The organism is Burkholderia cepacia, assembly GCF_029962485.1.
GTDB lineage: Bacteria > Pseudomonadota > Gammaproteobacteria > Burkholderiales > Burkholderiaceae > Burkholderia.
Genome location: NZ_CP073637.1, coordinates 1,022,730 through 1,036,516 on the forward strand (window position 1 = coordinate 1,022,730; position 13,787 = coordinate 1,036,516).

Consider the following 13,787-nt stretch of genomic DNA (forward strand, 5'->3'; position numbering starts at 1 on the left):
CGAGGCGGCATTGTAACCGAAATGCCGCCTCGCTCATTCCTTCAATCGTCGCGCAGGAACAATTCCTGCAGGTCGTTGAGGAAACGCTGGCCGAGCGGCGTCGGCGCGATCTGCGCGAAATCGCGCGCGATCAGCCCGCGTCGCTCCGCTTCCTGCAGCGCCGGCTCAATCGTGCTCATCGGCAGGCCCGTGCGTTCGGCGAAGCTGTGCACCGGGAAGCCCTCGACGAGCCGCAGCGTGTTCAGCATGAACTCGAACGGCAGGTCGCGCGCACCGACTTCACGCTCTTCCTGTACGGCCGTGCCGGCCTTTGCCTGCTCGATGAAGGTCGCCGGATGCTTGTAGCGTGCCTGCCGCAGGATCCGGTTCGGGAACGACAGCTTCGTGTGTGCGCCCGCGCCGATCCCGAGATAGTCGCCGAAGCGCCAGTAGTTCAGGTTGTGCTTGCACTGATGATTCGGCTTCGCATACGCGGACACTTCATAGCGCCCGTAGCCGGCCTCGGCCGTGCGCGCATGGATCCACTCCTGCATGTCGGCCGACGCGTCGTCGTCGGGGACGACGGGCGGGAACTTCGCGAACATCGTATTCGGCTCGAGCGTCAGGTGGTACAGCGACAGGTGCGGCGGCGCGAACGACAGCGCGGTCTCGATGTCGGTGCGGCATTCGTCGAGCGTCTGGTTCGGCAGCGCGAACATCAGGTCGAGGTTGAAGTTGTCGAAGTTCTTTGCGGCGATCTCGACGGCCGCGCGTGCTTGCGCCGTGTCGTGAATCCGGCCGAGCGCCTTCAGGTGCGCTTCGTTGAAGCTCTGGATGCCGACCGACAGGCGGTTCACGCCGCTCGCACGGAACTGCGCGAACTTCGCGGCTTCGAACGTGCCCGGATTCGCCTCGAGCGTAATCTCGGCATCGGCGTCGAGCGGCAGCAGCGCGCGCACGTCGGAGAGCATCCGGTCGAGGCCGGCCGCCGACAGCAGGCTCGGCGTGCCGCCGCCGATGAACACGGTATGCACCTGCCGCCCCCAGACGAGCGGCAGCGCCTGCTCGAGGTCGGCGCGCAGCGCATCGAGGTACTCGGTTTCCGGAAACCGTTCGCCTTTCCATTCGTGCGAGTTGAAATCGCAGTACGGGCACTTGCGCACGCACCACGGGAAATGCACGTACAGCGCGAGCGGCGGCAGCGACGTGAGTCGCACCTGGCCGGGCGACGTGAAGGTCGCGACGACACGCGCGCCGGTTTCCGCGGCCTGACTCATGCAACCCCCTGCAGCGAACGGGTATCGGGCACGCTCATGCTTCCTCCGCGAGCCGCGCCAGCAGCGCCTTGAGCGCCAGCGCGCGATGGCTGTGCGTGTTCTTCACGGCCGGATCGAGTTCCGCGGCCGTCGCGCCGAGCGCCGGCAGGTAGAAATACGGGTCGTAGCCGAATCCATGCTTGCCGCGCGGCGTGTCGACGATTTCCCCGGTCCAGCGCCCTTCGGCGAACAGCGGTTCGGGATCGTCCACGTGGCGCACGAGCGCGAGCACGCAGCAATAGTATGCGCGCCGGTCGTCGACGCCGCGCAACTGCTCGACGAGATACGCGTTGTTCGCGGCGTCGCCCTTGTCGCGGCCCGCGCGCTGTGCATAACGCGCCGAGTAGACGCCCGGCGCGCCGCGCAGCACGCGCACGCACAGGCCCGAATCGTCGGCAATCGCCGGCAGTCCGGTGAGCCGCGACGCGTGGCGCGCCTTCGTCAGCGCGTTCTCGATGAACGTGCCGAACGGCTCTTCCGCTTCGGGCACCGCGAGCTCGCCCTGCGGGACGATCTCGATGCCGACCGTCGAGAACAGCGCGGTGAATTCGCGCAGCTTGCCGGCGTTGTTCGACGCGAGAACGATGCGCGACAGCGGCGCGATGGTGTGGTCGCCCGGCATGTCAGGCGCCCAGCACGTCTTTCTGAAGCTGCACGAGCTCGGCGATCCCGCCCTGCGCGAGGTCGAGCAGCGCGTTCATCTCGGCGCGCGAGAACGGCACGCCTTCGGCCGTGCCCTGGACTTCGACGAAACCGCCGGCACCCGTCATCACGACGTTCATGTCGGTATCGCACTGCGAATCTTCCGCGTAGTCGAGGTCGAGCACCGGCGCGCCTTCGTACACGCCGACCGAGATCGCGGCGACGTGGTCGGTGATCGGCGAGCGCGTGAGCTTGCCGGCCGCGATCAGCTTCGACACGGCGTCGTGCGCGGCGACGAAGGCGCCGGTGATGCTCGCGGTGCGCGTGCCGCCGTCGGCCTGGATCACGTCGCAGTCGATGTGGATCGTGCGCGGGCCGAGCGCCTCGAGATCGAACACCGCGCGCAGCGCGCGGCCGATCAGGCGCTGAATTTCCTGCGTGCGGCCCGTCTGCTTGCCGCGCGCGGCTTCACGGTCGCTGCGCGTGTGCGTCGCGCGCGGCAGCATCCCGTATTCGGCCGTCAGCCAGCCTTGCCCGCGGTCGCGCAGGAAGTCGGGCACGCGTTCGGAGACGCTCGCGGTGCAGAGCACCTTGGTGTCGCCGAATTCGACCAGCACCGAGCCTTCGGCGTGTTTCGTGTAGTGGCGCGTGAGGGCGACCTTGCGCAGTTCGTCGGCGCGGCGGCCGCTCGGGCGGGAAACGGAAGACGTCATGGGGAAATCGCGGAAGGAGAGGAAACCCCGATTTTAGCGCCGAACGGCGGGCTTGCCCGGCGGGGTGGTCCGCAAAATGGGATAATGCGCGCTTCCCGCCCCGCGCTTTACGATGCGCCGGGCGCCTCGACATATCCCCGCCCGCGAGGGCACCCAGACGGCGAGACGAACCATGATCTACAGCATGACGGGCTACGCGAGCGCGACGCGCGAACTCGCGACGGCCACCGGCAACGGCGGCACCAGCGTGTCGGTCGAACTGCGCACCGTGAACTCGCGCTTCCTCGACCTCAATTTCCGGATGCCGGACGACGTGCGCGCGTGCGAACCCGCGCTGCGCGAAATGCTGATGAACAAGCTGTCGCGCGGCAAGGTCGACATTCGCATCAACCTGCAGCGCGGCGAACAGAGCATCGGCGCGGGCGCGCTGAACCAGTCGGCGCTCGGCCAGCTCGCCGAGCTCGAGCGCTCGGTGCTCGATTCGTTCCCGGGCGTCGGCCGCCTGCGCGCGGGCGAGATCCTGCGCTGGCCCGGCGTGATCGCCGAGAGCGGCGTGTCGGCGGAAGCGATCCGCGACGCGGTGCTCGCGTGCGGCAAGGAAGCGATCGGCGAGCTCGTCGTCGTGCGTTCGCGCGAAGGCGCGCAGCTGGCGACGATGCTGCTGTCGAACGTCACCGAGATGGAAGCGATCGTCGCGCGCATCACGCCGCTCGTGCCCGAGCTGATCGCGAAGCATCAGCAGAAGATCGTCGAACGGCTGCAGGAAGCGCTCGGCATCGCGGCGCCCGAGGGCAGCGCGCCGATCGTCACGCGCGAGGAAGCCGCGGAACGCATTCGTCAGGAAGTGACGATGTACGGGATCCGGATCGACATCGCGGAAGAGCTGTCGCGTCTCACCGCGCACCTGAACGAAACGCGCCATGTCATCGAGAAGGGCGGCCGCGTCGGCAAGCGTCTCGACTTCATGATGCAGGAACTGAATCGAGAAGCAAACACGCTCGGCTCGAAGGCGGCGGCGAAGGAGCTGGCCGACGCATCGATGGCGCTCAAGCTGTTGATCGAGCAGATGCGCGAGCAAGTGCAAAACCTGGAGTAACGCAAGATGATCCACCCCACTCACGACGCGCATACGCTTCACGCGGGCGTCTATCCCGGCAACCTGTTCATGGTCATTGCGCCGTCGGGCGCCGGCAAGTCGACGCTCGTGAACGCGTTGCTGTCGAAGGACAGCGACATCTGCCTGTCGATCTCGTACACGACGCGCAAGCCGCGCCCGGGCGAACAGGACGGCCAGCACTATCACTTCACGACCGTCGAGGATTTCCGCACGCGTCATGCGGCGCACGAATTCCTCGAGAGCGCGGAAGTGCACGGCAACTACTACGGCACGTCGCGCGTCTGGATCGAAGAGCAGATGAAGAGCGGCCATGACGTGCTGCTCGAGATCGACTGGCAGGGCGCACTGCAGGTGAAGAAGCAGTTCCGCAATGCGGTCGGCATCTTCATCCTGCCGCCGTCGCTCGATGCGCTCGAGGAGCGTCTGAAGAAGCGCGGCCAGGACGAACCGAACGTGATCACGCGCCGCCTGCTGGCTGCCGGCAGCGAGATCGCGCACGCGTCGGAAGCGGAATACGTGGTGATCAACGAGAATTTCGAGCGTGCGCTCGCGGAGCTCGAATGCATCGTCGCCGCGACGCGCCTGCGCTTTGCTTCGCAGTACGCGCGACACACGGAGCTGTTCATCGAGCTCGGCATCCATCTGCCCCACGCGGAATGACGCGGGGGCCGAGGGACATAAGGTAGAATAAGGACTATATTCAGAAGGAATTACCACCATGGCTCGCATTACCGTCGAAGACTGCCTGAAGCAAATCCCGAACCGCTTCGAACTGGCGCTCGCCGCCACCTACCGCGCGCGGCAGCTCGCGCAAGGCCATACGCCGAAGATCGAAAGCCGCGACAAGCCGACCGTCGTCGCGCTGCGCGAAATCGCTGCCGGCCAGGTCGGCGTCGAGATGCTGAAGAAGGTGCCGGTGTAACGCGCATCCGGCCCGTTCCAGCCATGTAATCCACGCGCGCAACGACCCGACCTGGAGGCGAATATGAGCACCACCCCATCGTCCGCCTCCGCGGATTCGACCACCGAAGCCACGGCCCAGTCGCCTGCGCGCCAGTACATCGACGCGGTCCTCGAACAGTCCTTCCGGCATCTGTTCGGGCCGACCGCCACTCCGGAGCAGCCTCGCAAGCACGGCGTCGTTTCGATCGCGAAACTGACGACCGTGCTTGCCGAGTATCTTCCTCCGGAAGAAATCAAAGAGGTCAAGGCGGCGTTCCACTTCAGCGACGAAGCCCACCTCGGTCAATATCGCCAGAGCGGCGAACCCTACATCACCCATCCCGTCGCCGTCGCGGAAATCTGCGCCGGCTGGAAGCTCGACGCGCAGGCCGTCATGGCGGCGCTTCTGCACGACGTGATGGAAGACCAGGGCGTGACCAAGAGCGAGCTGGCCGAACGGTTCGGCCCGAAGGTCGCCGAGTTGGTCGACGGCCTGTCGAAGCTCGACAAGATGGAGTTCCGCAGCCGCGAGGAAGCGCAGGCGGAAAACTTCCGCAAGATGCTGCTCGCGATGGCGCGCGACGTGCGCGTCATTCTTGTCAAGCTTGCCGACCGCCTGCACAACATGCGCACGCTCGGCGCGGTGCCGATGGAAAAGCGTCGTCGCGTCGCGCGCGAAACGCTCGACATCTACGCGCCGATCGCGCACCGGCTCGGGTTGAACAACACGTATCGCGAGCTGCAGGACATGAGCTTCGCGAACTTCAACCCGCATCGCTACGCGACGCTCGAGAAGGCCGTGAGGGCCGCGCGCGGCAATCGCCGCGAAGTGATCAGCAAGATCCTCGAGGCGGCACAGCGCGCGATGACCGACGCGAAGATCGACGCCGAGATCACCGGCCGCGAGAAAACCATCTACAGCGTGTACCGCAAGATGCGCGACAAGCAGTTGTCGTTCTCGCAGGTGCTCGACGTGTACGGTTTCCGCGTCGTCGTTGATAGCCCGCTCGACTGCTACACGTGCATCGGCGCGCTGCACGCGCTGTACAAGCCCGTGCCCGGCAAGTTCAAGGACTACATCGCGATCCCGAAGATCAACGGCTATCAGTCGCTGCACACGACGCTCGTCGGCCCGTTCGGCGCGCCGATCGAGTTCCAGGTGCGCACGCGCAAGATGCACGAGATCGCCGAGGCAGGGGTCGCCGCACACTGGCTGTACAAGAACGGCAGCGCGGATCTCAGCGACGTGCAGAAGCGCGCGCACCAGTGGCTGAAGTCGCTGCTCGACATCCAGAGCGAAGCCGGCGATTCGAGCGAATTCCTCGAGCACGTGAAGATCGACCTGTTCCCCGACGCGGTCTACGTGTTCACGCCGAAGTCGAAGATCATGGCGCTGCCGCGCGGCGCGACGGCACTCGATTTCGCGTATTCGATCCACAGTGATCTCGGCAACCAGTGCGTGGCCGTGAAGATCAACAACGAATTGCTGCCGCTGCGCACCGAGCTGAAGAGCGGCGACATCGTCGAAGTGATCACCGCGCCGTATTCGAAGCCGAATCCCGCATGGCTCGGTTTCGTGCGTACCGGCAAGGCGCGTTCGGCGATCCGCCACTACCTGAAGACGATGCGCCTGAACGAGTCGGTGCAGCTGGGCGAGCGGCTCGTCGACCAGAGCCTGAAGGGCTACGGTCTCGCGCTGGCCGACGTCGAGCCGGAAGTGTGGGAGAAGCTCGTGCAGTGGACGGGCAACAAGAGTCGCCAGGAAATTTTCGCGGACATCGGCCTCGGCCGCCGCGTTGCCGCGGTGATGGCCAAGCGCATCGAGGTGCTGATGAGCGGCCGCGACGCGGACGACGACCTGCCGAAGTCCGAACGGCATCCCGCGCATCATGCGCCGCCGGTCGTGATTACCGGCACCGAAGGGATGTCCGTGCAGTTGTCGGCATGCTGCCGGCCGATTCCGGGCGATGCAATCATGGGTTACATCGGCATCGGCCTGGGGATGGCGATTCATACGACCGATTGCCGCGTCGCGCAGCGGATTCATCGCCGCGACCCGGGCCGCTGGATCGATGTCGAATGGGCGCCGCAGCCGGGCCGCCTGTTCGATGTCGCGGTGAAGGCGCTCGTGAAGAACACCAAGGGCATCTTCGCGCGTGTCGCGGCGGACATCACGTCGGCCGACGCGAACATCGTGCATATCGCGATGGACGAGGATCTGACGCACGAATCGACGGTGCTGCGCTTCGTGATCCAGGTCAGCGACCGCGTGCATCTCGCGAACGTGATGCGGCGCGTGCGAACCAACCCGGATGTGATGCGGATCATGCGCGAGCGCTCGACCGACGACGGTGCGCATGCGCGTCACGACGGCGGCATGCGTATCGAGCGCGAACGGCAGGATTACTGACGCGGCTCGGCGCGCGGGTGCTCGATCGACTGACGGCGGCCAATGGCCGCCGTTTTCACGAGTGCCGCGGCACGAACCCGCGATGGCGCGAGCGAGAGAAGAGGGGATGCGGAAAAGAAAAAGGGCTTTCCCGGAGGAAAGCCCTTTTAAGGTGGCGCGGCTGGCAGGATTCGAACCCACGACCCCTTGGTTCGTAGCCAAGTACTCTATCCAACTGAGCTACAGCCGCACGCAAAACGGTACTGCTTCAACTGTCGGAACCTTCTGCGATGGGAAGGCCCCCAAAAAAGTGGCGCGGCTGGCAGGATTCGAACCCACGACCCCTTGGTTCGTAGCCAAGTACTCTATCCAACTGAGCTACAGCCGCACGCAAAACAAAACTTCTACTGCTTTGAACTGAAAGGGCCTTCGGTTGGGAAGGCCCTCGAAAAAGTGGCGCGGCTGGCAGGATTCGAACCCACGACCCCTTGGTTCGTAGCCAAGTACTCTATCCAACTGAGCTACAGCCGCACGCAGAAGCGAAATTATAGCAGGGTTGTATAAAAAGGGAAGCCTTATTCGCGAATTAGGTTGCATGGCCCGGGCGGTGGCCCTTCGTGTACCCTTGGAGGATCAGTCATCCATGTTGAATCTGCATCATGAACAAGGCGTTTGTCAAAGAGTCGGACGGTGACGACGACGATCTCGACCAGGCTCAACCCGCGATCCCGGCGGGCGCGAAGAACTACATCACGCCGGCTGGCCACAAGCGGCTGAGAGACGAGCTGTTGAGCCTGATCGACGTCGAGCGCCCCGAGGTCGTGCGGCTCGTGTCGTGGGCCGCGTCGAACGGCGACCGGTCGGAGAACGGCGACTACATCTACGGCAAGCGGCGGCTGCGAGAGATCGACCGCCGTATCCGCTTCCTGACGAAGCGGCTCGATCTCGCCGAAGTCGTCGACGCGAGCCGGCAGGAGAACGTCGACCAGGTGTTCTTCGGCGCAACGGTCGATTACGAGACGCCGGACGGCGTGGATCACACGATCACGATCGTCGGGATCGACGAGGTCGATCTCGACCACGGCTGCGTCAGCTGGATTTCCCCGGTCGCGCGTGCGCTGATCAAGGCGAAGATCGGCGATACCGTCACGCTGATGACGCCGGCCGGCCCGCAGCCGATCGACATACTCGACGTCCGCTATCCGGCGCGGGGCACCGCCTGAGCATCGGCCCGCGCGCGGCGCGGCAATGAAAAAGCGCCCCGGCGGGGCGCTTCGTCATCCGGCTTGCGGCGCGTATCGCTCAGAAGCGATGGCGCATGCCGGCCGTGACCGCGATCTGCTTGTTGGTCGACGATGCGGCGCCGAGCCCGTTGATGTTGGCGCCGAGGTCGAGGCCGTCGTTGTTGACCTTCTGGAATTCACCCTGCAGATAGACGTCGGTGCGCTTCGACAGCGCATAGTCGGCCTGCAGGTTGAACTGGTGCCAGGTCGGCTTGTCGCCGGCCAGACGGCCCTGCGTGTACGTGTACGAGCCGGCGAGCGACAGCGCCGGCGTCAGCGCGTAGCGGCCGTTGACTTCATAGTTGCTGAAGCGCGCGGTTCCGCCAAGGCCCGTGATGCCGCCGGACACGCCGGACTGCCCCGCGCTGATCGCGCGGATGCCGGTCAGGCGCGTCTGCGTGAACACGAAGCCGACCGTGGCGGGGCCGAAGCCGTAATTCAGGCCCGCGCCCCAGGTGCGCTGCACGCGCGACGCGAAGGTCCAGTCGCCGGTCACCGCGCCCGGATCCGATGCGGCTTGTGCGAGCGCGTTCACGTCGCTGTTCAACTGCAAGTAGGCCGCGGCGAAGTTGAAGCCCAGGTAGCTGTACGACACGCCGCCGCTATACGCGCGGTTGTTCGCGAACGCCGTCGAGTTCGAGAACCCGTACAACGCGCCGAACTTGAGGCCGCCGTAGTTCGCGCTCTGATACTTGACCGAGTTGTTGATCCGGAACGAATTGTTCAGATTGTCGTTGTCGAACGGGTGGGCGAACTGCGTGCCGCCGTATTGCGTACCGGTCAGCGACAGCGGCCCGAGGTAGTCGACGACGCTGTCGTACTGCCGACCGAGTGTGAGCGAACCGTAGCTGTTGTGCGCGAGACCGACGAACGCTTGCCGGCCGAATTCGCGACCGTTCTGCTTCAGCGCGCCGTTATTGATGCCGAAACCATTTTCCAGCGTGAAGATCGCTTTCAGGCCGCCGCCGAGATCTTCGGTGCCGCGCAAGCCCCACCGGCTGCCGTTGACCGAACCGCTCGTTTCCTGCCAGGCGCTGTGACCGCCCTGATTGTTCGTATAGGTGATGCCTGCGTCGATCAGGCCGTATAGCGTCACGCTGCTTTGCGCGTGTGCGGCGGTAACGAATACACCCGACAACGCGGTGACGATCAGAGTTTTTTTCATGGATCTGTCTCCAAACAGGATGATGTCGATCGAACCTGCTGCCGGGCCGGGCTGTTTTGCTTGACGCCGTGACCGGCAGAGCGGCGGTACGCTTGTCAGAAAGCCATCTGCAGTGTACGGAGCGCAGGAAGTGGGGGAGCGGCGCGCTTTAAGCAATAATGTATTTTGAAATCCGCAAAGATCGGTCGACGCGCGCAAACGATTGTCCATCAAGGGTTTGCGGCAGTGCAGCGAAGGAAAATGGCGTTCAGGACTACGTATCGGGCGTTGCGCGATCGCGACAGGCAATCAGCAGCCGGCGGGGGAGCTCATAGCGCGATTATTGACACATCGGCAATAGAGGTTTGTGTGGAGCATGGCTAATGAAAGGTTGATCTCTCGTTATACTGCGATCTCTGCTTTCCGAAGCAGACTTTTTCGTTGACGGAAAAGATCTCCAAACCTTTGTCGGCGCGACTTCCCAGTCGCGCTTTTTTTTTGCCCCGCCGGTCCGTGCGCTACTGCGCGTACGAGCGCCGCTTGCGCTTGGCCGCAGGCGCGGCTTCCTCGGCATCGGTCGGCGGCGGCGTATAGGTCCAGTCTTCCATCACGTAGTGACGGGCATCCAGCGGCGATGCGAGCAGGTTCTGCCAGTGGTCGCCGTGCCAGGTCGTATCGAATTCGGTATCGCACGGCGCTTCGCGCGCGGACTCGGCCAAGGCGCGGGACTTGCGGCGTACGCGCCCGAGCCGGCTCGCGAAGCGCTTGATTCCGTCCAGCCACATGACCGTCTCCTTCCTTTCGGCGTTGCGTCAGCATCTCAATGTCCCCGGATTTCCGCAACCCGGAAAAAACCCGAGGAATTTACCGAACCGATTTGTCCCCGGTAGAAATTTCATTGCCGCGATTATCATCGATCGGATCCCGGTAATGTTGACAGGTTTTTGATGCGAATCAATTAATCAAAGGCGATGGTGTACCGATTCCATTGGCATTAGCGCTTTTTTGATAAAACAACTGTTAAAAATTTTCTTGACGCACCCGGATTGTCCAATTTATAAAGTCAGCACTCCGTCCTCGGGCGGCGTGCTGGTGCGGGTGCTGGCGCAATGTTTCGGGATTTCGGGAAACGGCTATAAAAATAGCTTTTTTGATCTAATCGAGTGGGGAACGAAGACATGGATACCGGTATCGTGAAATGGTTTAACGATGCTAAAGGTTTTGGCTTTATTACGTCGGACAATGGTGGTGAAGATTTGTTTGCGCACTTTTCCGAAATCCGGATGGACGGCTTCAAGACGCTGAAGGAAAACCAGCGTGTTTCGTTCGACGTCAAAGTCGGGCCGAAAGGCAAGCAGGCAGCGAATATCCAGGCGGCCTGACGCGCCACGCATTGCCGATCACGTCCGGCCCCCGCATTGCGGGGGCTTTTTGTTTTCCGGGGATGGAACACGGCGGTCCGCGCTGGCCGCGACCCTGCTTGCCGGTGCATACTCACGGAAGCATCGTTTTCCAGTCTTTTCATGTCCGATTCCCGTCCGTCCGATCCCGCCAGCGAACAACCGCTCGTCTTCGTCGATCTTGAAACCACCGGCGGCTCGCCCGCCGAGCACCGCATCACCGAAATCGGCGTGGTCGAGATCGGCCCACTCGGCGTGTCGACGTGGACGAGCCTCGTCAATCCGGGGCAGGCGATACCGCCGTTCATCCAGCAACTCACGGGCATTTCGGACGCGATGGTGCGCGACGCGCCGTCGTTCGCGTCGCTCGCGCCGGCGCTGTTCGAGCGGCTCGACGGCAAGCTGTTCGTCGCACACAACGCGAGCTTCGATCGTGGTTTCCTGCGTGCCGAATTCGAGCGCATCGGCCTGGCGTTCAATCCCGACGTGCTGTGTACGGTGCGGCTGTCGCGCGCGCTGTTCCCGCGCGAATCGCGGCACGGGCTCGATGCGCTGATCGAGCGGCACGGTCTCGTTCCGGCTGCGCGCCACCGCGCGCTGGCGGATGCCGACCTCCTGTGGCAGTTCTGGCGTCAGTTGCACGACATCGTGCCGCTCGAGCGGCTGTGCGACCAGATCGCGCGCACGACGCGCCACTTCCGTCTGGGCGGCGATCTGACCGAGGCGTGGCTCGACACCGCGCCTGCCGGGTGCGGTGCCTATGCGTTGTTCGGGGAGGGTGACGCGCCGCTGTATGTGGGCCGCAGCGTGAGGGTGCGGCAGCGGCTGCGCGCGCTGCTGACCGGCGAACGCCGTTCGTCGAAGGAAATGCGACTGGCGCAGCAGGTGCGGCGCGTCGAATGGCGCGAGAGCGGTAATGAACTGGGCGCGATGCTGGCGGAAGCGCAATGGATTGCCCAGCTGCGGCCGTCGTACAACCGGCGCCCGGCAGCCGATGGCGCCCGTGGCGGCAATGCGCCCTGGCCGTTCGACGGCGCCGTTGCGTTCGAGGCGAACGGCGAGCGCCGCCTGTTTCATGTGATCGACGGCTGGCGTTACCTTGGCGCGGCCGAGTCGCTCGACGCGGCCGCACGGCTCGTCGCCGAGGCGGCGGACGGCGCGTTCGAACCCTTCACCCATCGCCTGCTGCAGACGCATCTCGCACGCGGGCTGCAACTGATTCCGCTCGCCGCGCTCACGCCGGCAGGTTGAGGGCGGCCGCGCGTCACGCGCGCGGTGCCCGCTGCGTCAGCCGATCGCGCTTGCGCCGCCGCCCGAGCAGACGTGCGACAGCGCGGTGTCGAGTGCCTGCGTCTGCTTCGAGTCATAGCGCGTCAGCGTTTTCCAGTTTGCGATGCTGCGCGCGAGGCGTGCCTGGCAATCGGGCGCATTGCGCAGTGGTTCGACCTGCGCGAGGCCCGCGAGCATTTTCTGCGTCAGCCGGTCGAGCGCCGGGCGCGTGCTGGTCGCGAGGTCGGGGGGCGTGCCCTCGGGCGGACGCGTCGCACGCCAGGTCGCGAACAGTGCGTTCTGCACGTCCTTGCTCGCGGCGATCTGATCCTCAAAGAACGTCCGTGCGAATGCCGGATCGACACCGGCCTGTGCCGCGCGCTTTTCGACCGACGTGAGCAGGGCCGCTTCGCGCGGCTGGTCCTCGATTGCCTTGTGATTCGCCCATTTCCATCGCGCGACCGGTTCGGCGAGCGCGAGGCGTTGCGACGCGAGCGCGACGATGTTGGTGAGCGCGGTGTCGTCACCGTCGGCACGAGCGACGTGGGGCGACGCAAAGAGGGCGACGCCGAGCGCGGCGACAGCGACGCTGGCACGAATGGCTTGCTTCATCGGAATGATCGGGAGAGCCGGGCGGGCCGGACGTGGAAAACCAGAAGAATAGACGAAGACAGTCGCGCGGCGTAGCGTCGCGACAGGAGAATCAGCAGGCGAGCTGATCCGGCACCGTCAGGCTCTTGCGGCCCGGGTGCGAGGCGAATTGCGCGCGATGCGCAGTGATGAACCGCACGATAGCGATGATCGACACGTGGCGGTTACAGAACCGGACGGGCGTTCACTTCGGCGAGTACAGCTTGTGCTGCTCGTCGAAGAATGCCCGCACGTGCTCGGGCAATTCGGCGAGGAATTCCACGCCGACGGGTTCCGGATCCGGGCTCATCACTTGCTCGGGCGGTGGCATGCGAGTGGGTCTTTCATCCATGGTCATTTCTCCAGCAGGTTCAATGATTATCAACCTCGCGCTTGGATTTATGCCAGAGGCGAATCGTTAGATTTTGTCTCTGTTGTATTAACGGCACATGCGCTGCGACGCGAAGTGTGATGGCCGCTATTGCATCCAGCGCAATCGGCAACAATCGGGTCGCTTGTTATACTTGCGCGCACTTTTTCCTGGACCGCGATGAGACGAACGACGCGATGGATCGGCCTCGTATGGCTGGCGCTGGTACTGAACGTACTGTCGCCCGTCGTCGGCTACGCGCGTCTGGCGTCGAGCGGTTCAGGCGCGCTCACGCTCGAATTGTGCAGTGCAGCGGGCGCACGCCAGGTCGTGCTCGCCCAAGCGGGCGACCAGCGCGACACGTCGTCGTTCGATCATGCCGGCGTGCCGCACTGCGTGTACTGCCCGGGCTTTGCGGCGAACCTTGCGCTCGGCACGCGTCTGCCCGAGATGCCGGGCTTCGTGCGGACGTTCGCGTATCGCGTGGCCGCGCCGGCCGTTCCCGATTTTCCCCGCAAGGGCATCCGTCTCGCGCAGCCGCGCGCCCCGCCTGAAAACTTCCCGATCTGATTGATGTCGTTCGCGCGCCCCGG

15 protein-coding genes and 3 tRNA genes are annotated in these 13,787 nt (G+C 64.5%); 8 read left to right on the top strand and 10 right to left on the bottom strand.

The features are described from left to right. Positions 1 to 41: 41 nt before the first annotated feature. Genes hemW through rph form a run of 3 tightly spaced genes read right to left on the bottom strand, consistent with a single transcriptional unit; the run spans position 42 to position 2,650 of the window. Positions 42 to 1,256, bottom strand: coding sequence for a radical SAM family heme chaperone HemW (gene hemW / locus KEC55_RS04740; RefSeq protein WP_282506952.1), 1,215 nt, complete (start codon positions 1,254 to 1,256; stop codon positions 42 to 44). A 34-nt stretch (positions 1,257 to 1,290) separates the two neighbouring features. Further along, positions 1,291 to 1,917, bottom strand: a complete 627-nt coding sequence (rdgB, locus tag KEC55_RS04745) for an RdgB/HAM1 family non-canonical purine NTP pyrophosphatase (protein ID WP_282506953.1) — start codon at positions 1,915 to 1,917, stop codon at positions 1,291 to 1,293. Between the two features lies 1 nt (position 1,918). Further along, positions 1,919 to 2,650: a ribonuclease PH gene (gene rph, locus KEC55_RS04750; protein ID WP_122944747.1), complete on the bottom strand. Its 732-nt coding sequence runs from the start codon at positions 2,648 to 2,650 to the stop codon at positions 1,919 to 1,921. 172 nt (positions 2,651 to 2,822) lie between these two features. Here rph and KEC55_RS04755 point away from each other — a divergent pair, with 172 nt between their 5' ends. The 4 genes from KEC55_RS04755 (at position 2,823) to KEC55_RS04770 (ending at position 7,119) form a co-directional block, all read left to right on the top strand. Beyond that, positions 2,823 to 3,746: a YicC/YloC family endoribonuclease gene (locus KEC55_RS04755; protein WP_282506954.1), complete on the top strand. Its 924-nt coding sequence runs from the start codon at positions 2,823 to 2,825 to the stop codon at positions 3,744 to 3,746. Positions 3,747 to 3,752: 6 nt separating this feature from the next. Further along, complete coding sequence (gene gmk / locus KEC55_RS04760; RefSeq protein ID WP_176049304.1) at positions 3,753 to 4,427, top strand: guanylate kinase; 675 nt, start codon at positions 3,753 to 3,755, stop codon at positions 4,425 to 4,427. A 58-nt stretch (positions 4,428 to 4,485) separates the two neighbouring features. Then, positions 4,486 to 4,689 carry a DNA-directed RNA polymerase subunit omega gene (gene rpoZ / locus KEC55_RS04765; RefSeq protein WP_006025620.1) on the top strand — a complete coding sequence of 68 codons (204 nt, stop codon included), beginning with the start codon at positions 4,486 to 4,488 and terminating at the stop codon, positions 4,687 to 4,689. 63 nt (positions 4,690 to 4,752) lie between these two features. Further along, the gene (locus KEC55_RS04770; protein WP_282506955.1) at positions 4,753 to 7,119 is read left to right on the top strand and encodes a RelA/SpoT family protein; all 2,367 of its coding nucleotides are present in this window, start codon (positions 4,753 to 4,755) and stop codon (positions 7,117 to 7,119) included. A 152-nt stretch (positions 7,120 to 7,271) separates the two neighbouring features. On the opposite strand, the gene KEC55_RS04775 is transcribed toward KEC55_RS04770, so the two are convergent. The 3 genes from KEC55_RS04775 to KEC55_RS04785 form a co-directional block, all read right to left on the bottom strand. Continuing rightward, a tRNA-Arg gene (locus KEC55_RS04775) sits at positions 7,272 to 7,348 on the bottom strand. 61 nt (positions 7,349 to 7,409) lie between these two features. After that, positions 7,410 to 7,486, bottom strand: a tRNA-Arg gene (locus KEC55_RS04780). A 66-nt stretch (positions 7,487 to 7,552) separates the two neighbouring features. Then, positions 7,553 to 7,629: transfer RNA gene (locus KEC55_RS04785), tRNA-Arg, on the bottom strand. Between the two features lie 128 nt (positions 7,630 to 7,757). Between KEC55_RS04785 and greB the strand changes: the two genes are divergently transcribed. Beyond that, a complete protein-coding gene (gene greB / locus KEC55_RS04790) occupies positions 7,758 to 8,321 on the top strand; it encodes a transcription elongation factor GreB (protein ID WP_282506956.1) in 564 nt (187 codons plus the stop codon). Between the two features lie 79 nt (positions 8,322 to 8,400). Here the strand turns inward: greB and KEC55_RS04795 are convergent, their stop codons facing one another. Together KEC55_RS04795 and KEC55_RS04800 are read right to left on the bottom strand one after the other, a co-directional pair. Next, a complete protein-coding gene (locus KEC55_RS04795) occupies positions 8,401 to 9,546 on the bottom strand; it encodes a porin (RefSeq protein ID WP_282506957.1) in 1,146 nt (381 codons plus the stop codon). Positions 9,547 to 10,043: 497 nt separating this feature from the next. Then, positions 10,044 to 10,310, bottom strand: a complete 267-nt coding sequence (locus tag KEC55_RS04800) for a hypothetical protein (protein WP_282506958.1) — start codon at positions 10,308 to 10,310, stop codon at positions 10,044 to 10,046. Between the two features lie 393 nt (positions 10,311 to 10,703). On the opposite strand from KEC55_RS04800, the gene KEC55_RS04805 reads away from it, so the two are divergent. Together KEC55_RS04805 and KEC55_RS04810 are read left to right on the top strand one after the other, a co-directional pair. Continuing rightward, a complete protein-coding gene (locus tag KEC55_RS04805; RefSeq protein ID WP_014897770.1) occupies positions 10,704 to 10,907 on the top strand; it encodes a cold-shock protein in 204 nt (67 codons plus the stop codon). A 141-nt stretch (positions 10,908 to 11,048) separates the two neighbouring features. Then, on the top strand, positions 11,049 to 12,176 hold the full coding sequence (locus tag KEC55_RS04810; protein WP_282506959.1) for an exonuclease domain-containing protein: 1,128 nt from the start codon (positions 11,049 to 11,051) through the stop codon (positions 12,174 to 12,176). A gap of 36 nt (positions 12,177 to 12,212) precedes the next feature. Here the strand turns inward: KEC55_RS04810 and KEC55_RS04815 are convergent, their stop codons facing one another. Next, entirely contained in the window at positions 12,213 to 12,806 is a 594-nt protein-coding gene (locus tag KEC55_RS04815; RefSeq protein WP_282506960.1) for a chorismate mutase, read from the bottom strand. Positions 12,807 to 13,029: 223 nt separating this feature from the next. Continuing rightward, positions 13,030 to 13,176: a hypothetical protein gene (locus tag KEC55_RS04820; protein ID WP_009690993.1), complete on the bottom strand. Its 147-nt coding sequence runs from the start codon at positions 13,174 to 13,176 to the stop codon at positions 13,030 to 13,032. A 198-nt stretch (positions 13,177 to 13,374) separates the two neighbouring features. Here KEC55_RS04820 and KEC55_RS04825 point away from each other — a divergent pair, with 198 nt between their 5' ends. Beyond that, positions 13,375 to 13,764, top strand: coding sequence for a DUF2946 domain-containing protein (locus tag KEC55_RS04825; protein WP_282506961.1), 390 nt, complete (start codon positions 13,375 to 13,377; stop codon positions 13,762 to 13,764). Positions 13,765 to 13,787: the final 23 nt, after the last annotated feature.